This is a genomic window from Citrobacter sp. Cpo100 (genome assembly GCF_030332595.1).
Lineage (GTDB): Bacteria > Pseudomonadota > Gammaproteobacteria > Enterobacterales > Enterobacteriaceae > Citrobacter > Citrobacter portucalensis.
Genome location: NZ_JAOWHM010000035.1, coordinates 397,228 through 417,830, shown reverse-complemented (window position 1 = coordinate 417,830; position 20,603 = coordinate 397,228). Strand labels below are relative to the sequence as shown.

General features: G+C 48.9%; 15 protein-coding genes and 1 pseudogene. 10 read left to right on the top strand and 6 right to left on the bottom strand.

All coding sequences use genetic code 11. From position 1 onward, the window contains the following. Positions 1-2: 2 nt before the first annotated feature. Positions 3-767 (bottom strand): gamma-glutamyl-gamma-aminobutyrate hydrolase, encoded by a 765-nt coding sequence (puuD, locus tag OGX96_RS14410; protein ID WP_003830878.1) that lies wholly within the window; start codon positions 765-767, stop codon positions 3-5. Positions 768-979: 212 nt separating this feature from the next. Between puuD and OGX96_RS14405 the strand changes: the two genes are divergently transcribed. Together OGX96_RS14405 and OGX96_RS14400 are read left to right on the top strand one after the other, a co-directional pair. Then, positions 980-2,398, top strand: coding sequence for a glutamine synthetase family protein (locus OGX96_RS14405; protein ID WP_003830879.1), 1,419 nt, complete (start codon positions 980-982; stop codon positions 2,396-2,398). 343 nt (positions 2,399-2,741) lie between these two features. Beyond that, a complete protein-coding gene (locus OGX96_RS14400) occupies positions 2,742-4,130 on the top strand; it encodes an APC family permease (protein ID WP_048236023.1) in 1,389 nt (462 codons plus the stop codon). A 186-nt stretch (positions 4,131-4,316) separates the two neighbouring features. Here OGX96_RS14400 and OGX96_RS14395 read toward each other — a convergent pair whose 3' ends face one another. Together OGX96_RS14395 and OGX96_RS14390 are read right to left on the bottom strand one after the other, a co-directional pair. After that, entirely contained in the window at positions 4,317-6,539 is a 2,223-nt protein-coding gene (locus OGX96_RS14395) for an EAL domain-containing protein (RefSeq protein WP_198801628.1), read from the bottom strand. A 504-nt stretch (positions 6,540-7,043) separates the two neighbouring features. Next, complete coding sequence (locus OGX96_RS14390) at positions 7,044-8,156, bottom strand: agmatine deiminase family protein (RefSeq protein ID WP_198801629.1); 1,113 nt, start codon at positions 8,154-8,156, stop codon at positions 7,044-7,046. A 403-nt stretch (positions 8,157-8,559) separates the two neighbouring features. Here OGX96_RS14390 and OGX96_RS14385 point away from each other — a divergent pair, with 403 nt between their 5' ends. Further along, positions 8,560-9,123 (top strand): DJ-1/PfpI family protein, encoded by a 564-nt coding sequence (locus tag OGX96_RS14385; RefSeq protein WP_003830885.1) that lies wholly within the window; start codon positions 8,560-8,562, stop codon positions 9,121-9,123. 56 nt (positions 9,124-9,179) lie between these two features. Here OGX96_RS14385 and OGX96_RS14380 read toward each other — a convergent pair. Both OGX96_RS14380 and OGX96_RS14375 read right to left on the bottom strand, forming a co-directional pair. Then, positions 9,180-9,926 (bottom strand): annotated as a pseudogene (locus OGX96_RS14380) (SAM-dependent methyltransferase). 10 nt (positions 9,927-9,936) lie between these two features. After that, positions 9,937-10,194, bottom strand: coding sequence for a YjhX family toxin (locus OGX96_RS14375; protein ID WP_003021255.1), 258 nt, complete (start codon positions 10,192-10,194; stop codon positions 9,937-9,939). 1,320 nt (positions 10,195-11,514) lie between these two features. Between OGX96_RS14375 and pepT the strand changes: the two genes are divergently transcribed. The 4 genes from pepT to OGX96_RS14355 all read left to right on the top strand — a co-directional run bounded on the left by pepT (position 11,515) and on the right by OGX96_RS14355 (position 15,416). Next, positions 11,515-12,771, top strand: coding sequence for a peptidase T (gene pepT / locus OGX96_RS14370; RefSeq protein ID WP_286583427.1), 1,257 nt, complete (start codon positions 11,515-11,517; stop codon positions 12,769-12,771). Further along, positions 12,768-14,129, top strand: a complete 1,362-nt coding sequence (gene dcuC, locus OGX96_RS14365) for a C4-dicarboxylate transporter DcuC (protein ID WP_003830889.1) — start codon at positions 12,768-12,770, stop codon at positions 14,127-14,129. The genes pepT and dcuC overlap by 4 nt, the downstream gene beginning before the upstream one ends. A 322-nt stretch (positions 14,130-14,451) precedes the next feature. Further along, complete coding sequence (locus tag OGX96_RS14360; protein WP_048226383.1) at positions 14,452-15,081, top strand: DUF2913 family protein; 630 nt, start codon at positions 14,452-14,454, stop codon at positions 15,079-15,081. 98 nt (positions 15,082-15,179) lie between these two features. Further along, the gene (locus tag OGX96_RS14355; protein ID WP_020996594.1) at positions 15,180-15,416 is read left to right on the top strand and encodes a hypothetical protein; all 237 of its coding nucleotides are present in this window, start codon (positions 15,180-15,182) and stop codon (positions 15,414-15,416) included. A 101-nt stretch (positions 15,417-15,517) separates the two neighbouring features. On the opposite strand, the gene OGX96_RS14350 is transcribed toward OGX96_RS14355, so the two are convergent. Beyond that, positions 15,518-16,147, bottom strand: coding sequence for a LysE family translocator (locus OGX96_RS14350; protein ID WP_286583424.1), 630 nt, complete (start codon positions 16,145-16,147; stop codon positions 15,518-15,520). Between the two features lie 109 nt (positions 16,148-16,256). Between OGX96_RS14350 and OGX96_RS14345 the strand changes: the two genes are divergently transcribed. From OGX96_RS14345 to foxA, 3 genes are all read left to right on the top strand, one after another. Next, positions 16,257-17,162, top strand: coding sequence for a LysR substrate-binding domain-containing protein (locus OGX96_RS14345; RefSeq protein ID WP_048236016.1), 906 nt, complete (start codon positions 16,257-16,259; stop codon positions 17,160-17,162). Between the two features lie 124 nt (positions 17,163-17,286). Continuing rightward, complete coding sequence (locus OGX96_RS14340; RefSeq protein WP_071444609.1) at positions 17,287-18,270, top strand: helix-turn-helix transcriptional regulator; 984 nt, start codon at positions 17,287-17,289, stop codon at positions 18,268-18,270. Between the two features lie 121 nt (positions 18,271-18,391). Beyond that, the gene (foxA, locus tag OGX96_RS14335; RefSeq protein WP_103014994.1) at positions 18,392-20,500 is read left to right on the top strand and encodes a ferrioxamine B receptor FoxA; all 2,109 of its coding nucleotides are present in this window, start codon (positions 18,392-18,394) and stop codon (positions 20,498-20,500) included. Positions 20,501-20,603: the final 103 nt, after the last annotated feature.

Here is a 20,603-nt window from a genome sequence, read left to right as displayed (position 1 = left end):
GGTCAGAGTCGCTGTTTTTCAGCGAGGTGGTTCTGACAAGCGGTGATAAAACCTTCAAGTAACAAACGCGACAGGGCGTATTCGCTACTGTTCCATTCCGGGTGCCACTGCACGCCGAGCGCGAAAGGATGGTCATGGACGCTGGCAGCTTCCACTAATCCATCCTGCGAGCGTGCTTCCACGCGCAGCTGCGGGCCAAGGGTTTTTGCGCCCTGACCATGCAAGGAGTTAACCCAAAACGTGCTGCAACCTGGTATTAACTGAGATAGCAATCCTCCCTGTTGAACCTGGACTTCATGAGATGGTGCATATTGCTGCTCCACCGGGAGTTCCGCATCTTCACGATGTTCCAGGAACTGTGGATGATCGCACAGGCGACGATACAGAGTCCCGCCAGTGGCGACAACTAATTCCTGCAAGCCCCGGCAGATGGCGAAAATGGGAATGCGCCTTTCGAGCCCGGCGGTAATTAGCGCCATGCTCAGAAGATCACGCCCGGGATCGGCGTCAGACTCATCGCCATTTTCACCATAGAGGTGCGGCTGCACATTGCTTGGGCTTCCTGGCAGGAAGATACCGTCCAGTTTCGGTAACAGCGCGTTCAACAATTCGGGTTCCGCAAGCGCATGGGGAAGCGCTATCGGTAATCCACCGGCATTTAATACCGCATTCAGGTACTTTTCTTGCAGAGTCTGGGTCTGGTGACCCTTAAGCCTGTTCCTACACATCACTACACCAATAACTGGCTTGTCAAATATATTGCCCATGATCGACCTCACGTTTTGGAATAAATTATTGCCAAACGGTTCCTTGTTGTGCCATTCCGTTCATTATTTTCTCAATCTAGCAGCGGAATAACCTTCTAGCAAACTTAATTTAACATTTGACAAACAATTTGTTTGCATCCAGAGTCGAAGGGTGGACATTATATTTAACAGTCAAATCACAGAACAGCTTACCAGGCCAACGGCGGTGAATCATGGAAACCAATATCGTAGAAGTTGAGAATTTTGTTCAGCATTCTGAAGAGAGACGAAGTAGCGCGTTTGCGCGCGAAGTTAAGCAATATCTGGAACGCTATCCTAATACGCAGTATGTGGATGTGTTGTTAACCGACCTTAATGGCTGTTTTCGCGGTAAACGCCTTCCCGTTGCGGGATTGCATAAGTTAGAGAAAGGCTGCTATTTCCCGGCATCCGTTTTCGCGATGGATATTCTGGGCAATGTGGTCGAAGAGGCGGGATTAGGCCAGGAGCTTGGCGAACCGGATCGGACCTGTGTACCCGTGGCAGGTACGTTAACCCCTTCGGCTGCCGATCCGGAATTTATTGCGCAGATGATGCTGACGATGCTGGATGAAGATGGCGCTCCCTTTGACGTTGAGCCGCGGAACGTACTAAACCGACTCTGGCAGAAACTTCGCCAGCGCGGTCTGTTCCCCGTCGTAGCGGTAGAGCTGGAGTTCTATTTACTCGATCGTAAGCGTGACCCCGAAGGTTATCTGCAGCCGCCATGCGCGCCGGGAACGGACGATCGTAATACCCAAAGTCAGGTTTATTCGGTTGATAACCTGAACCACTTTGCGGATGTGCTGAACGATATCGATGAACTGGCCCGTTTACAGCTGATCCCGGCTGACGGCGCGGTGGCTGAAGCCTCCCCTGGGCAGTTTGAAATCAACCTCTACCATACCGACAACGTGCTCGACGCCTGCGATGACGCGCTGGCGTTGAAACGTCTGGTACGGCTGGTGGCAGAGAAACATAAGATGCATGCCACGTTTATGGCAAAGCCTTATGAGGAGCATGCCGGTAGCGGGATGCATATCCACATCAGCGTCATGAATAACAAAGGTGAGAACGTGCTGGCTGATGCGAATGGCGATGATTCCGCGTTATTAAAGCGTGCGCTTGCCGGGATGATTGATCTGATGCCCGCATCAATGGCGCTGCTGGCGCCGAATGTGAACTCCTATCGCCGCTTCCAGCCGGGGATGTATGTTCCGACCCAGGCGTCCTGGGGGCACAACAATCGTACGGTGGCGCTGCGTATTCCCTGCGGCGACCGTGATAACCATCGGGTTGAATATCGCGTAGCGGGGGCTGATGCCAACCCGTATCTGGTGATGTCGACCATCCTGGCGGGGATCCTTCACGGTCTGGATAACGAACTGCCGTTACAAGAAGAAGTGGAGGGTAACGGTCTGGAGCAGGAAGGGCTGCCGTTCCCGATTCGCCAGAGCGATGCACTGTGGGAGTTTATGCAAAATGACAGTCTGCGTGAACTATTGGGTGAGCGGTTTAGCCATGTGTATCACGCCTGTAAAAACGATGAGCTTATCCAGTTTGAACGTCTGATTACCGACACTGAAATTGAGTGGATGCTGAAAAACGCCTGACCGTTGTACAGGTCATTGAAAAAGAAGTCGCATCATGCGGGCTGAGCGGAGCCAGCCCGTAAAAATTGCAGGAATACCTGCCATTTCCCGGATGTCGCGTAATGGAGCGCGGGCGACAACGGGTCTTCAGATAACCGACAGAGTTTGTGACGAGGAAATGTGATGATGCCAATGTTTAAAAACCCGCCCCGCGTGAGTATTCATGGCTCCCGCAGTAAATACGGACCGCATCTGTGCCGTACCCCATTGACGCCTTTTTTATGCCATTCCTCCCCGACACGACCCAGGTCTGCTGTACCCACGTTTCGAACGCAGATCTGGACTCGTAGCGGGGAGGAAAACTATGTCGACTAACTCTTCTGCGGATCATTCTGCCCAGCCGGGCAAAGCACAGCTGCGTAAATCCCTCAAGCTGTGGCAGGTGGTGGTGATGGGGCTTGCCTATCTCACGCCGATGACGGTGTTTGACACCTTTGGCATTGTTTCGGGTATTAGCAATGGCCATGTTCCGGCCTCCTACCTGCTGGCCCTGGCGGGAGTACTGTTTACCGCCATCAGTTATGGAAAGCTGGTGCGCCAGTTTCCACAGGCCGGTTCGGCTTATACCTATGCGCAAAAAGCGATCAACCCGCATGTCGGGTTTATGGTCGGCTGGTCGTCACTGCTTGACTACCTTTTCCTGCCGATGATTAACGTACTATTGGCGAAAATTTACCTTTCCGCGCTGTTCCCGGGGGTTGCGCCATGGATTTGGGTGGTGATGTTCGTCGCGATCCTCACCGCGGCCAATCTGAAAAGCGTTAATCTGGTAGCGAACTTCAATGCGCTTTTTGTACTGGTGCAGGTGGCGATCATCGTGGTGTTCATTTTCCTCGTGGTACAGGGGCTGCACAAAGGGGAAGGGGTTGGGACCGTCTGGTCGCTGCAACCGTTTATCAGCCAGAATGCGCATTTGATCCCGATTATCACCGGGGCGACCATTGTCTGCTTCTCGTTTCTCGGCTTTGACGCGGTGACGACTCTATCTGAAGAGACGCCGGATGCTGCGCGCACCATCCCGAAAGCTATTTTTCTTACCGCGCTGTACGGTGGGCTGATCTTCATTGCCGCCTCGTTCTTTATGCAACTGTTCTTCCCGGACATTAGCCGATTCAAAGACCCGGATGCGGCGCTACCGGAGATTGCGCTGTACGTCGGCGGCAAGCTGTTCCAGTCTATTTTCCTGTGTACCACCTTTGTGAATACGCTGGCTTCAGGTCTGGCGTCGCATGCCAGCGTTTCGCGCCTGCTGTACGTGATGGGCCGCGATAACGTCTTCCCGGAGAAGTACTTTGGTTATGTCCATCCCAAATGGCGTACTCCCGCGTTGAACGTCATCATGGTCGGGATTGTGGCGCTGTCGGCCCTGTTTTTTGACCTGGTGACTGCCACGGCGTTGATTAACTTTGGTGCGTTGGTGGCCTTTACGTTCGTTAATCTCTCCGTGTTTAACCACTTCTGGCGTCGTGAAGGACGCAAGCATACCTGGCAGGAGAAGCTGCACTATCTGGTATTGCCAATGGTCGGTGCCGCCACGGTTGCCGTACTGTGGGTGAATCTTGAGGTGACATCGCTGACGTTGGGACTGGTATGGGCCGGCGTCGGGCTGGTGTATCTTGCCTGGCTGACCGGACGTTTTCGCAAACCGCCGCCGCAGTTTGACGCCGCGAAATCTGAGCGCGCCTGGGAGTGATGGAAGCTGAATAGGCCGTAGCATTCGGCTGAGTTGAGGTAAAAATGAAACACGGTATGTCGCGGCAAACGGTCGCGGCATACCTGCTTTAATTAAAGTCCCGCTTGTTTTAGGGAATAAAAAAACCGGCACGGGAGCCGGTAAGTAAATCAATGTAGGAATATAATTATTATTATAATTACTGAATTATAATTCAGCCAACTCAATAGGAACGGGTTTCCCTATATGGTATCCCTGTAACCAACCAATACCCATCGTAATTAGCATCATTTCAATTTCCTCATTTTCAACAAACTCAGCGACTACTTCCATGTTTTTGAGTTTTGCTACTTCGCAGAAGGATCTGACGGCGCATCGACTAAATTCATCGGTCAGTATGTTACGGATGAAGGAACCATCAATTTTCAGAATATCTGCGTCTAACGTTCGTAGTCGTGAATAGCTTGATGCTCCTGTGCCAAAATCATCAATAGCAATTTTAGAACCGGCTTTACGTAGTGCTCTCAGAACATCAGTGACATTAGCGTTGTCAATGATATCTGATTCAATAACTTCAAATATTATACGCTCAGGTGCTATTGAGTATTTTCTAAACAATGTGAAAACATTATCAAGAAAATCAATTTTATTAAGCGAGTCAGGCGTCAGATTAATGGAGAAGTGACTGTTTGGGTCAGATTTCTGCCGTGACTGTATAAAACGAAATGTTTGCTCTATAACAGTGATATCCAGCGCAGGAAGTAATCCTGCCTCGCGAGCAACCGGTAGGATGGTGTCTGGAAAGATTAACTTACCATCAACCATTTTTATCCGAATAAGTATCTCGTGATAACGTGTCAGTCCCGTGGTTGAAACGATCGGCTGAACAACCAGCATCGTTGATACGATGGGTTGAGCCATAAGCTCAAACGACTTTCTGTCAATTGCCTTTTGCAACATATGACGAATGACAGCCTGGCTGACAATTTTATCACCTGGCACTTGCGGGCTGAGTAACAACGGTTGCCCCTGCATTAACGAGATATAGCTTTGGGTATTAAGGTGCTTAATTGCTTGAGATAAATTTTTAATCAGGTTTTTCTCGGTGGTATATGCCATACCACAAGATAGCCCTAATTGGTAGTCCTTCCAGATAAAACGAAAAGAGTTTAGGTCTTTGTAGAGATCAGGAATGTCAGGGACAGCATTAAGGCGAAGAATTATTCCATGACCTGGTGCGTAATAAATGTCACCTGTACCCTTAATCAATTTACGTACATATGCGCTTAGCGCTTTTACAAATTCAAAACGGAATTCTATTCCGTGAGTTTGCTCCAGCGTATTCAACTCTGTACAACGGATGTAACACAAGCACTCTGTTGCGTGTTTACGGATGTCCATTTGCAGGGCCTGAAAGTTAGGCAGTCCGGTGTTAGGCTCTGATCTAAAAAGTTGTTTGAGGCGGCGGAGATATTTTCGGTTATGAACCACAAGTACACCGGTAACAACAATCGTAATAGAAAAGACAAACACTATCGTGGAGGAAATCACGAGACTATGTACATAATTATTATAGTTACTAGGTGGAATATAACTGTTTATATAATATCCCAACAGGATGAGCATTGTTACCCATACAGGGGATATCAAAGCATGGCCAATACAGATCACTCCCCATAGCATTACTGGAAGTAACCACAGTAATGAATAGTCTGTAAATATAAGAATATCTTCTCTGATGACGATCAAAGCGGACATAATGCAGAGTAACAGCGCCAGCCATAATACTTGATACAGAATAGGAGGGCCGGATTTTATCAGCGCCTTTACTTGTCTAATGTATAGAATGCACCATGCAGGATTTTGAACGCTTCTAAGCAACAGATAACAAAAAGGGATGCCAGTCAGGCAAGAGTTCATCAGCCACTGTAAGTTAATTAATGTTTGTAGTGTGAAAAGGTTTGCGAGCGGTGCAGAGGCAGTGTTCGACTGGAACCAGTGATCAATCGAGATGAATAGTAAGGCGTTGCAACATACGAGCCAGACAATACGCAGGGTTGTAAGCTGGCTACGACCAAAGCTAACCGCGCCTCGTTTGCCTGTCGAGAAAAAGTAGAGTGTCTGGCTAATGAGAGCAGCCAGTAGCTGAGCCGTTAGTGTGAATACCGAAGATAAAGAGTAAGAGTAAAGCGCATACAAGAAAAAGGCAGCCAAAATTGGCAGTGCCTTTTGCCGGTATAAAACCAGCAGTGCAGAAATGAGAGGTAAAGTGAGATCGTAAAAATGCAGTGTTATACCCGCAACATCCTCTTGCTTACTGAGATGACCTGCGACCAGCTGTAATGCAAAAAACGCGATGCCGACACAAAAATAGTCTCTAAATGTATTAATGAAATTTATACTTTCCGTTTTTCTTAGCAATATCATCATTCGCAATTCTCAGTGAGTTATCACCGTTCTCGATTTAAGTCATCTACTTAAAACAGGTTAGACTAGAGGTTTGAAATGTGTATTTTTGGATGTTTTCGCTAATTGAAAACTATTCTAAAATATGTTATATGGATTTTTTAAATGTAACCCTCGATAATTTCACTGTGTTTCACAACGCAGGGGAGAACAATCTTTGTGGCTGTACTGATAATAAAAGTTGCGTCAGAAGTCATTATTTAAGACAGAATATACGATCGATAATAACGATCAATATAAATCTTTTGATAGATTTTATCGATAGGTTTAGCAGATCATAAATACCATGAAAGATCGATGAAAGCTATTAAAGTGTTATCTTTTAATGGTATTTATTTCATAAATGTTAATTAGGTGCTTTGTTTATTAAAATTTAACCTACGGAGGCATCTTTCTAAGGGAATCATTTTTTTATTGCCAGGAAAGTGAGTTTCCCCACCTTCCCACAACACACTCAATTGTTAATCATTAACGAGGCTGCTGCTGTGTCGCGCAGTGAATACCGCCGCCACCGGCAGCGATACCGTCGATATTCAACTGAATAATTTCACGATCGGCAAACAGCTCCTGCAAAATAGCATGGGTATTACGATCGGTGCGCTTATCGCCAAATTGCGGTGCAATGACGGCATCATTACACAGATAAAAATTGATATACCCTGCGGCGAAATCATCGCTCGCATAAGTCTGTCGGATGGTAGAAGGTCCTTCCAGCGTGACTACCTCCAACCGTCGGCCTTTGGCATCCGTGGCGGCCCGTAATATGTCCAGATGACGTCGGGTGATCGCGTAATCAAAGGATGACGGATCCTGCTCAAGACCCGCCACCACCGTACCCGGATGCGTGAATCGGGCGTAAAAATCTGTATGGCCGTCGGTAATATCCTTGCCGGCAATACCCGGCAACCAGATGATTTTCTCCAGACCTAGCAGTCGCTTTAGTTCTTCTTCGCATTCGGCTTTGCTGACGCCAGGATTACGGTTGGAGTTAAGCACGCAGCTCTCGGTGATGATTGCTGTACCTTCACCATCTACCTCAATACCGCCACCTTCCAGAGTCAGCACCGAGCGGATAAACTCAGCATGAACGTAATCAGTAACAAATTCAGCCACATCGGCATCTCGTTCGTGCTCTTGCTTATTGCCCCAGCCGTTGAAATTAAATCCCACTCCGCCGAGCGCGCCGCTGGCGCTTTTCACAAATACCGGCCCGGTGTCGCGGATCCACAGATCGTCTATTGGGTGAACCAGAAGATTGACTGACGGCCCGCACAGACGCGCGGCGAGCTCGCTGTCTTCTTCGCGTACTAACATATTCACGGGTTCAAATGCGGCGATGGTTTTGGCAACTAACGCCAGGTTTTCCTGCACCACCGGTAGCAGATGAGGCTCCCAGATCTCCGCACTGGCACCAAACGCCATCCAGGTTGCCGCATGCGGTGCGCCTTCATCAGGCATTTGCCAGCGGCGGTTCTCTGTTGCGCGGGCAAATTGGCTAAAGCTGAAGCCCGTCATACCGGCGAGTAGCATACTCGTTGAAGTCACCAGACCTTGTCTGACGAATGAACGTCTTGTCATCATAGGATTAACCTTTGCGTATTTTTACCTGATATCAGGTGAATAAAATAATAATAGATAATAAATATTTTGCGTATTTTAAATATTGAATAATAAATAAAGTGATCGCGGGTAAATTTCACGCGAAATATAGCACAGGAGATATACGTTGCAATCTCTTAGTTTTATATAATGAGTGAAACTGGTGACTATTAAAATTTCTCAACTATATATTTATATATAATTTATATTTATCAGCATGAACATATGGCACGCCGTTGGCTCTGAGCCCTCGTCTGACGGGCCTTGCCGTGGATTGTGATCTGGCCGATTGTTCTGTTGTATTTATTAATGCCATGAACCGTGTGGACTATAGTAAAGATGGCCGTTATTTCTCATCATTAATAACCGTGAGTGGGGGATGTGAATGAAGAAGATACTGATGCTGGTCGGAGATTATGTCGAAGATTATGAAACGATGGTGCCTTTTCAGGCTTTGCAAATGCTTGGGCATCGTGTGGATGCCGTCTGTCCGGATAAAAGTCAGGGTGACTACGTTCAAACCGCCATTCACGATTTTGATGGGGCGCAGACATACAGTGAAAAGCCGGGGCATCGTTTTACGTTAAATGCTAATTTTGCCGAGGCGCGGGCCGCCGATTACGACGCACTGTTGATCCCCGGCGGGCGTGCTCCGGAATATCTTCGACTGAATCCGGATGTCATTAAGCTGGTGCAAGATTTCAACACTGCCGGTAAGCCTATCGCCGCAGTTTGTCATGGGCCCCAACTGTTAGCGGCGGCGGGGGTGTTAGAAAACCGGACCTGTAGCGCTTATCCGGCCTGTGCGCCCGAGGTTCGTCTGAGCGGTGGACATTATGCCGATATTGGCATTGATCAGGCCCACGTTGATGGCAATCTGGTGACGGCACCAGCATGGCCCGCGCATCCGCAATGGTTAGCTAAATTTGTTGAAGTATTAATGAAGTAAGCGATGATGCGATGAAAAAGTCGGTATAACCTGCTAGGCTATACCGACTGCATTTATTACCTCTGCATGAGTGCGAACACGCCCCACCCGATATATTCCCGGGTGAATGCAACGTGGCGCACTGGTGAACTTCTCAGTTGCTCTCTGACTTCGGCGGCAAACTCATCGTCCGGATTTGCCTCCAGCCACCGGCGCATTGTCAACCATTTTGCCGCCTCGTATCTGTCTCAACCTTCCTGGTCAGCCAGTACCATTTCCACCACGTCATAACCGAGCAGGTCGAAAGACGAAACGAGTTCCGGCAGAGAAAGAAAATCGGCTACTGAAGTCGCGCCGCAAGCCATAGCGATCTCCTCCGTTGCGGGCATCTGACGCCAGTACGGTTCGCCGATGAGCAGGATCCCGCCTGGTTTGAGACTTTGTTCCAGCTGTTTGATCGTTCCGGCAACGCCGCCGGCAATCCAGGTTGCACCAACGCAGGCGGCAATATCGAATTTTTCTTCGGCGATATAACCTGTTGCATCGGCATGAATAAAACGCACGTGCTCAGTGACGCCCAATTCACTTGCCCGCAGGGTGGCTTGTTCACTGAATAACTGGCTCATATCGATACCAACGCCGGAAATTCCATGATCGCGTGCCCAGGTGCACAACATCTCGCCCGAGCCGCTGCCGAGATCCAGGATGCGGGTTCCTGGGGGCATCCGTAAAACCTGACCTAACGTCGCATATTTTTGCGCGGTGAACGGATTATGAATGCGATGTGCGCTTTCGCTGATCGTAAAAATCTTCGGGATATCCATCTCTCTCTCCTTAGCGATTATCCAGTTGGGCGCGAACGTTGTTCAGCCCGGTGGTATTGATGCGGTAGGGCTGACCATTAACGGATTTGATTAGTTTTTTCGTTCTGAGTTTTTTGAATACGTCGAGCGTGCAGTCGCAGAGCAGTAACCCTTCGCGGCTATAGCATTCGACGGAAGTGACACGACCAGATGCATCGCGGACGTGAGCAATACGGCCACCTTTGGCGAGAACGTGTAAGGTACGTTGTTCCTGACGGGATAAATTCATACTGGAAAACCTGTTTAATCATCATGTGCAAAACGTGCAAACACACAGCGGTGTCCGCATTCGATTTCGGCGCATTGATAACCAGTCCGGCCTGAAAAGGTCGGTAAGCTGATTATCTGATGATTACATTCTCCAGCATCAAAGCCTCGGGTTGAGTTGATAGGTATTTACCTGCTGAATCATACCAGCCTGGGCGAGTAGGGGAATCGTTCTGTCGGGAAAATGTGATCTATGACGAAAAATTGCGTTTAGCTTATTTTATAATTTTTTAACTCTCGTTAGCTGAGCGGTGTATGGATATATTAAATTTATTGAATATTCAGACATCATCAGTAGCGGCATTGTCCGTAATGATGTGTTGTGAGTCCCACTTGCGTCATACTATAGATTAGTGATATTTAATTTTTCCCTATCCTAATTTTGCTTTATTTGATAAACATGTCTTTATTATAAAAAGGATTTTTAATGGTGTTTTCTTTTAATTCTTTTTAGGAATTTTCTTAACGTCGTGAAGTGTGTATACTCAATCCAGCAAGAAGCTCTTCTGTTATCATCAAAACTATAAAAATGTCCTTAACACCCGTATTACCTCTGCCCTGAATCTCTTCTCAGGGGAGAGGTTTTTTTTGCCTGTGTATAATTTTGATAATCGTCATATATAGATAATTTAATATTATTGTTCTTGTTGTTTTGCATTAGTGATGACGACAGGTTTTGTTCTGTGAACCATACGGTAATGTTGAAATAGTATCGCTACGAATCTATTTCATGGTGAATAGTGTGATTTCATCTTTATTTATAGGGGTATTATATAGTTTTTCTTATAACTGTCTGTTTTTAAGCGTTATGTTAATTTTCGCTTTTGAAGTAATTGTGATTTTGTTCACGGATTTTAGTGCGTTAAGTGGCTATTTGTAGAGAGGTGCAAACGGTTGCATGTTGCTGTTACAGCATTTGTTCATTAAAAAAATATAGCGATGGTATGTCTTGTGTCGGTATCGGGGGCAAGAATCTAAATGATTTTTATTATCCCTTAGACATACGAATGCCGTTTATGACTTCTGTTAGCTTAACACCATGGAAAATGTAGTAAAAACAGACAGGGAATATGATTTTATCAATCAAAAGGAGTTTTTAATCACTGGTATAATTACTGGCCTTTTTTATCTTCCTTTATATAAATCGTTGTCGTAACACCCATAAAATCAGCGTTCTGGGATGAGCGCTGATTTTATTTTGTTCTCAGATTATTCAACCCACGCTGTATGCAGATCTTCTCTTGCAGTACCACGTAAATGATACATTAAAGGATCTCCTGGAATGGATATTGTTGAACGCTTTATTAACTACACGAAAATCAATACCACGACCTCAAGGGAAAATGGTGCTAATGGGATAATGCCTTCTTCACCTGGTCAAATGGAACTGGCAAAACTACTTGCAGTAGAACTTGAAGCATTAGGAATGGAAAACATTGAGGTCAGGGATACCGCTATTGTGACCGCGACCTTACATGGAAATACCGATGACACCATCCCTGTCGTTTCCTTTTTTGGTCATCTGGATACCAGCGCAGAACAGACCGCGGACACAAATGCGCAACGTCTTCACTACAGCGGTGGGGATTTGTGTCTGAACCAGGAGCTGAATATTTATCTGCGTGAAAGTGAATTCCCGGAACTGAAAAATTATATCGGTGATGACCTGCTGGTGACGGATGGTACCAGTCTGCTAGGGGCTGATGATAAAGCCGCCATCGCCGCGATTATGAATGCCCTGGAGTACCTTGTAGCGCATCCGGAGATTAAGCATGGGCCGGTGAAGGTCGGTTTTGTTCCTGATGAAGAGCAGGGATTACGGGGAGCAAAAGCGTTTGATGTTGCGGCGTTTGGCGCTGATTTTGGCTATACCCTGGACTGCTGCGGCATTGGAGAGTTTGTCTATGAGAACTGGAACGCGGGTGATGCGGAAATCATCTTTACCGGCCAGTCCGCGCACCCTATGTCGGCCAAAGGTAAGCTGAAGAACTCTCTGCTGATGGCGCATAAGTTTATTGCGATGCTGCCTGGTGGAGAGGCGCCTGAGTATACGGAAGGACGCGAAGGGTATTACTGGGTAAAACAACTTCAGGGTAACAGCGCCCGTACGGTGCTTAAGCTGGATATCCGGGATTTTACCGAAGAAGGGTATAAGGCGCGTATGGCATATATCCGCCAGCTTGCCGTCAGCACCTGCGCGCTGTGGGGAGAAAACAGCGTGGTCTGCCATTTAACCGATCGCTATGCCAATGTGTTCAATAGTTTGCAGGGCGATGCACACTACCCGATTGATATTGCGTTACGCGCGTATCAGAAGTGTGGCATTACCCCGCAACCTGTCGCCATGCGTGGTGGGTATGATGGCGCAGTGCTATCGCAGAAAGGACTACCTTGCCCGAATATTTTTACCGGTGCTCATAACTTTCATTCAATTTATGAATATCTACCGGTGCGTTCACTGCGAGCCGCCAGCGATGTGGTGGTAGCGGTCATTGAGGAAACCTTTGCTGAGTTCGCGCAGAGGAGAGCTCAGTCATGATTCAGGTGTTAATTGCCCTACTGGTTATCGTGGTGGTCGCGCGTCTGATACTGAAAGGTTATCGCGCTGAACCAGTGCTGTTCATTGCGGGCCTGGTGTTGATGATTTGTACGGCGTTAACCGGATGGGGTTCTGTATTACCGAAGGGCGTTGCCAGTACGGGGATTTCATTTCTCGATCCTTTCGAGGTGATGCGCGATCTCTTTAGTACGCGTGCTGCCGATCTCGGCCTGATGATTATGGCGCTCATGGGATTTGCGCATTACATGGATCATATCGGGGCAAATGAAGCGGTTGTGCGGGTCGTGACGAAACCTTTGCGCGCGCTGCGTTCGCCCTATGTGCTTCTATTTTTCTCCTATCTGCTCGCCAGCCTCCTGCAGTTGGCCATCCCATCCGCTACCGGGCTTGCCGTGTTGCTGATGGGGACGATGTTCCCCATTATGCTGGGGTTAGGGCTTTCTGCGGCCTCGGCTGCTGGGGTTATTGCCACCTCGCTTGGTGTGGCGTATACCCCGACGGCCATCGATGCTATCAGGGGATCTAAAGCGGTCAATATGGATGTGGTGGAATACGTTGTTTACCACCAGGGACCCGCAGCGCTGGCAACCGTGCTGGTCGTGGGCGTCTGCCATTTCTTCTGGCAGCGGCATTGCGACCGTAAAGCGGGAACGCTACCACGAGAAATCGGTAGCGCTGAGGTGACTGACTCAGGAAAAGCCCCGGCTTTTTATGCGCTGCTCCCGATGCTTCCGATATTGATGGCGGTGGGATCATCGGAAATGTTCGTCAGTGGTATTAACCTGAATATTATCACCATTGTGCTCATTTCGATGGCTGTCTGCATGTTGATTGAGTGGCTGCGGGTGCGTGATTTAAAGTCAGTATGCGAAGGATTCAGCCATTTCCTTAAAGGCATGGGCACCGCCTTTACCGGGGTGGTTGGGCTACTGGTTGCGGCAGGTGTTTTTGCTCACGGGATTAAAGTTATTGGTGCCATTGATCAATTAATCCTGATGGCGGAGCACGTGGGATTACCTCCATTTGCTATGGCGGTGGTGTTTGCGCTGGTGACGCTGGCGGCAGCAATTATTATGGGATCGGGTAATGCGCCATTCCTTGCTTTCGTTGAGCTGATCCCGCAAATCGCGGCAAGTATGGGCGCTAACGCTGTTGCCATGATCCTGCCGATGCAGCAGGCATCACATATGGGGCGGGCAATTTCACCGGTTTCCGGCGTGGTGATTGCCGTTTCCAGTGGGGCGAAAATAACGCCATTTGATGTGGTTAAACGTACCGCCGTACCGTTGATTGTGGGCTTTGTAACGCATACCCTGATCATCGGTATTTTCTATTAACTTCGTCTGTACTAAGCAAACTTCCGGCTTGCTGAATGCCCGGTAGTTTGCTTTATCTGTTTACCGGTCTCATCACAGAAGGTGATATTGATTACTGGTGATTATTATTAACCTTTATCTTTATCGCATTATTCTTATTAGTCATTGTTGAGCCACCTCGGATTAATGATTAATAAGTATGATGTATTATATTTGCACGTTTATTACATAGGGATAAGTTAATCTGGATCATATTTTGGCGATTTTAGTTGTAGTAATTTTTTAATAGAGTAATACAAGAATGACGTGGAATAACAATGATGATTTATTTGGGCAGGTTTAAGTGGTAAGGGATTCTGGAAGAGTTAGTACGTTACGACATCATTATCAGGATGATCTGGAAGCCTTTACCTGGAGTGCGTTAGTCGCAATTGGTATTGCAATAAAGGATCATAAAATCTACTCTAAAATGTCAGAGCATCTATTCATTATGCATTGGCTGGCTATTGCCAAAAAAAGAAAAATATTTTCGAAGAGCATTGTCAGTGAGCTTCAGTGGTTAATTGATGAGGGGAAGAAAAAAAGCCTCAATGCACAACTTAAATTTAAAATAGAATATTTGTACGCCACATCGAGTGGTGATGTGACAATGCAAAACGACTATTTTAAATTTACTCACACGATTGAAGTGTTGAGAAATAATGGATGGGAGAGCTTTCTGCTCACTCCGGAGAAGTGGCAAGGCCTTCATGAAAGTATTAAAGTCAGAAAAGGTGACTTTATTTTTATGGATGACACCCGGCTTCAGGAGTGCTTTGGCGTGCAGGGCGAGATAGTCAAACCTTTCTGTATTCGAGTGTACGGCGATATTGAGTTTGCAAAGTTAACGTTCATCAAACATAACCTGCCGGTTGAATTTGTGAAACATATTTCGAATGAGTTTTATTACTTCAATTTTCTTTCAGTTAAGTAATGCTTAACTGATATGGGGGACAAATTTCTGTTTGTTCAAAGAGTGTATTGATCTACCTGTGAAATTATCGGATTTATACCACGCGCAAAGGACAGCGAATGTTTACTCGAAAGTTAGTGATTACAACTGAATGGATAAGGTTGTCGGATACGCCAGACAATGTGTCCATTTCTTTTCGGGGCGTTCTTGAGATCGGTGAAAGCACGGTTGTACCAGATGGCAACACGCCTTTACTTCGCTTAGAAAATGAAATGGCACCTGTCGCCGTTGATGCGTTGTCATGGGTAAGGGTGCCAGTTGAACGCCAGGAAAATGTTATCGTCTATATTTTCTGAATCCTGGTTTATAAATCCATTAATAATGTTAATGTCGATTTGTTCTTATTTTATTCCTCCCGGTGCAAGATGAGATGTCTGGCTGAACAATTCGTTGGGGATCACATCGCGGGTGAGAGCATTTGTAGCGCGTGTACATTATAAATAATGCCAAACACCGCCACCGCGAGCAGAAACAGGGAGGAGATAAAAACGCTGCGTCTGGCAAACCGCTCTGGCATCCAGCGTTTGAAAACCATGATGTAAAAAGACAGCACCGTAACATCAAAAATAACCCACACCAGCGTTAGCGTCAGAATGCTGGTGGTGAAATCTTGCGTAATGGCAATGAACTGGGGAAAAAACGCTACGAAAAACAAAATGTCCTTTGGGTTAGCGACCCCTGTCAGAAATCCATGGATAAGCCCGCTGTTATCGCGTTTTGGCGCACTCAGTCCGAGGTGTGAGTCCCTGGCCCGCAGGTCGCTAATCGCCATCACACCGATATACAGCGATCCCACAAGACCCAGTACGCCAAGCCATATCGCAGAGATTGATACCACGCCAGCTAGCATCAGTGCAGCCAGAGCAATCAATACTAAAGAAGCGCCGTTAGTGCCAATCAGCGTGAGAAAGGCCCGGCGATAGCCGTGCTGCGACGCGGTGGTGGTAATCAGCGCCACGACAGGACCCGGAGTTAACTGCAGGGTTACTACGCTGAGGCTATAGGCAGCCAGTAAAGTGAAATTCATACCTGATTATCCTGATGATATTTTCCATCAGTATTCCGCCTGCGTGGCGCATTGAAAAACGAATAAAACTGCGCTCTACTGTGAGTAAAACTCAACATAGAAGCTGAGAATGACGCTACCTCCGTTGTATGCCCTGAGGGCTTTTGAAGCCGCAGCCCGTCTGGGATCGTTCAGTAAAGCCGCTATTCAACTTAACGTGACGCCGGGCGCGGTAAGCCGTCATATTCGCACGCTGGAGGCATGGTTTGGTTGCGAGCTATTTGTCCGCAGCGGCCCGCGTATCGAGATAACGCCTTCTGGCCAAGGGCTGGCGCAGCAGTTGACGGCTGGGTTTCAGAGTCTGGAACACGCGTGTCATGCCTTTCGCAGCAGCAGTCATGAGCTACGGCTGAAAGCGCCGTCTACGTTGACGATGCGCTGGCTTCTGGACGTGCTGCGTCATTTCCGTGAAGCGCATCCGACCCCGGTTGTCGAAATTTCCAGCGTCTGGATGGATACCGATTCGGTATCCTTCGGTCGTGAACCGTATGACTGTGCGATCCTGTTAGGGAATGGCCATTTTGGTGACGATACCGACAGCCGGTTGCTGTTTCAGGAGTGGCTTATCCCGGTGTGCTCACCCGCACTGCTGGTGCAGGCGCAGCGCGATCTTTCTGCCTGTGAACTGATTCATCCCTCAGCGGATCGCCGTGACTGGCGTCGGTGGCTGCAACGCACCGGGAAGTTTCCGGCGTTGAATCTTGCGCGAGGCAAAGTGTTCGACACCCTGGAGCAGGGCAGTCTTGCCGCGATGAGCGGTCATGGCGTGTCCGTTGCCGACCTGCTGTTAAGCCTGGCGGCCATTCAGGCAGGGATGTTGGCGTTACCGTTTAAAGATGCGGTAGCGACTGGCGAGGGCTATTACCTTGTCTGGCCAAAGACTTCAACACGGCTTAGAAATATTGAGCTGCTGTATCGCTGGTTAAAAGAGGCTGCGCCGTGTGTCTCCTCGGCAGATCTAAACTGGCTGGATTAAGCTGTTTATTCTGCTAATCACCCATATTGATAATGGTTCTCATTATTATTGTCGTATTGCGCAGGTAATGGTAATGTTGCTTCAGTTATAAACCGTTAATCCCATTTTCTGTGCAGAAGACAGCATGAACAATACCACCGCCCTGAATGCCTCCGGACGCGTCGCTCGCACTTTCTCCGTCAGCGAGTTTATGGATTTTGGTGAGCGCTACGGGATCGATTACCGCTTTCCCCAGTTGGCACAAAGGCCGGATTTACCGTCTGGCAGCCCTGTTCTGCAAGGTGAAATTGAGGAGATGACTCTCCCATGTGGGATGTGCGTGACGCACTCCGACGTACAGGTATTGCAACCCTACGAAACCACCTCTCGTCACGACAGCCCTCTGTATATGCTGGTGGTACTGGAAGGCTGCGTGATCCTGACGCTTAACGGACAGGAGCACGTGGTGCGCTCCGGCATGGCGTTTAGCTCGCGCCTGAGTGAGCACCAGACGATGCGTGCCCGTCATCATGCTGATTGTAAACTGCGGACATTATCGCTCGGTTTGTATCCCGACGGCGCGTGTCGCACGGGGTTGCTCGAATCGTTGATGCGTGAGTGGGAAAGATGCCAGACGCCGACGCTTATCTGGCAGGTGCCGGGTTTTTTACTCAGCGGGCTGCAGTACGCGCAGCAGAGTACGATTAGCCATGTTTCTCGTCAGCTGATGTTGGAAGGGCTGATATTACAACTGTTTGGTCATGGCCTCAGCGTGTGTCAGGTCGAGAGCGGTAAACGTCTTGCGGCGAGCGGTGAGCAGCAGCGGCTGGAGGTCGTTCGCCGACTGCTGGAGCAGAGTCCCGAAAATGACTACACCCTTAATGAACTGGCCCAACGCGCAGCGATGAGTCCCAGCAGCCTGCGCAGTAAGTTTCGCGCAGCCTATGGCTGTTCGGTATTCGACTACCTGCGCGATTGCCGTCTGGAACGTGCACGCGGCTATCTACTGGAAGGATATAGCGTACAGCAGGCGGCCTGGATGTCGGGTTATCAGCACGCCACCAACTTTTCTACCGCTTTTCGTCGCCGTTACGGCTTTTCACCCGGTGATTTGCTCAAACTTTGCTAATCCATATTTGCGTTTTACGCACGTGATTTCCTGACAATTTGGCACTGCGCATAGGCAACCTGGCATCCGGCATAGCTATCTCCGCCAGCAAAAAGGTAATAATTCTCACTTACAATTAGACATGCCTTTGGAGATATTCATGTTCGCGAAGACTCGCTTGGCGCTGCTGGTGGGATGGGTTACCGGCAGCGTGGCTTTTCCTCTGCTGGCGCAGGAAACAACAAAAAACGATACGGTGGTTGTCACCTCGCAGATGCAGAGCGGGGCCACGAAGCTTGCCACGCCGGATATTGAAACGCCGCAGTCGGTATCGATCGTTACCCGTGAACAGTTTGAAGAGCAGGGCGCAACCAGCGTGCGGCAGGCCGTCAGCTATACGCCGGGTGTGTACAGCAATCAGATTGGCGCCTCCAACCGCTTTGACTACATCGTGCTGCGTGGCTTTTCTGACGGTAGCCTGGATAACGTCTATCTTGATGGTCTGAAGATGATGGGCGACACCAACTCACACAGCTCGCTGGTGGTCGATCCGTGGTTCCTCGAAGATATCGAAGTCGTACGTGGCCCGGCTTCCGTACTGTATGGCCGTTCCTCCCCGGGTGGCATTGTGGCTCTGACCTCACGTAAGCCGTCGTTTGATGCGGGCGGTGAGGTGAAGCTGTTTGCCGGCAACAATAACCAGCGCGGCGCGGCGTTTGACGTCACCGGGGCGCTGGATGATAACGATCGCGTGGCGGCGCGACTGAGCGGGATGACGCGTTACGCGGACTCGCAGTTTGGTCCATTGAAGGAAGAGCGTTACGCGCTGATGCCCAGCCTGACCTGGCGTATCACCGACCAGACGCGTCTGGATCTGATGGCCTATCTGCACCGCGACCCGGAAGGCGGTAGCCACTCCGGTCTGCCGTATGACGGCACCGTGGTTCCGCATTACGGGCAAAAGATCTCCAACACCTTTTACGAAGGCGAGGATGATTACGACAAATACGATCGCCGTGAAAACATGGTGGGCTACAACATTGAGCATATGTTTGATAGCGGTTGGTCGGTGCGGCAAAAGCTGCGCTATCTGCATACCGACGTTGAGCTGAATCAGGTGTATGCGGCGGGCTGGCTGAATGAAACCGAGCTTAATCGCGGTTACTCCGGCTCCGATGAAAAAATGTCGGCGATTACGCTGGATAACCAGCTTGACGGCAGCTTTGATACCTGGCAGGTAAACCACCGTCTGCTGGTGGGGATCGACTATCAGGATCGCAGCAACAATACTACCGGTTACTACGGCGCTTTCCCGCCGATTGACGCTTTTAATCCAGTGTACGGCGCGAAGCCTGATTACATCGACATGTATGCGCGTGAGAAACACAAGCTGCGCCAGACGGGTTACTATTTGCAGGATCAGATGTCATGGGATCGCTGGCGTATTACGCTCGGCGGTCGCTACGATCAGGTCAGCGTGTCTAATATTGATAAGATCAACGATACCCGCAGCGATCTGGATAAAAACAACTTTAGTACTCGCGCCGCATTGCTCTACTTGTTCGATAATGGCTTTGCGCCGTACGTGAGTTATTCCACCGCCTTTACGCCAACCAGCTTTGCCGATGAGAACGGCAATCTGCTGGATCCGATGAAAGGCAAGCAGTGGGAAGCGGGGCTGAAATATGAGCCGGAAGGACTCAACAGCCAGTTCAGCGCATCGGTATTCCGTATTAATCAGACGAATATAGCCACCAAAGAAGAGCCGACCGATCCGTACCGCTCGATTGGGGAAATTGAATCTGAAGGGGTGGAGCTGGAGGCAATTAGCCAACTGACGGATAGCTTCCGTTTGCAGGCGGCGTATACCTATACCGACATTCGCTATAAGAAAAGTAGCCCGGAAGAGCAGGGCAAGCGAGCAGTGTACGCCCCGCGTAACCAGGCCAGTACCTGGCTGAGCTACGATGTGAAAAGCGGTCCGCTGGACGGCCTGACGTTGGGTTCAGGTGTGCGCTACGTTAACGGTATTACCAGCGATCGCCTGAATACTCACACCCTGCCGTCCTACACACTGGTGGATATGGTGATTGGTTACGACTTAACGAATATCGGCATTAAAGGGTTGAGCGCGCAGTTGAACGTTAACAACCTGACCGACAAGCGCTACGTTGCAGCCTGTAACTCGCTCTCATACTGCTACTTCGGCGCTGAGCGCAGCATTGTCGGCAGTGTGTCCTGGAAATTCTGATGTTTTAGCTGGATGCGGCGCTGGCGCCTTATCCGGCCTACAGCAGCGTGCAAATCGTAGGCCTGATAAGCGCAGCGCATCAGGCTTTGTGATTGCGGCTATT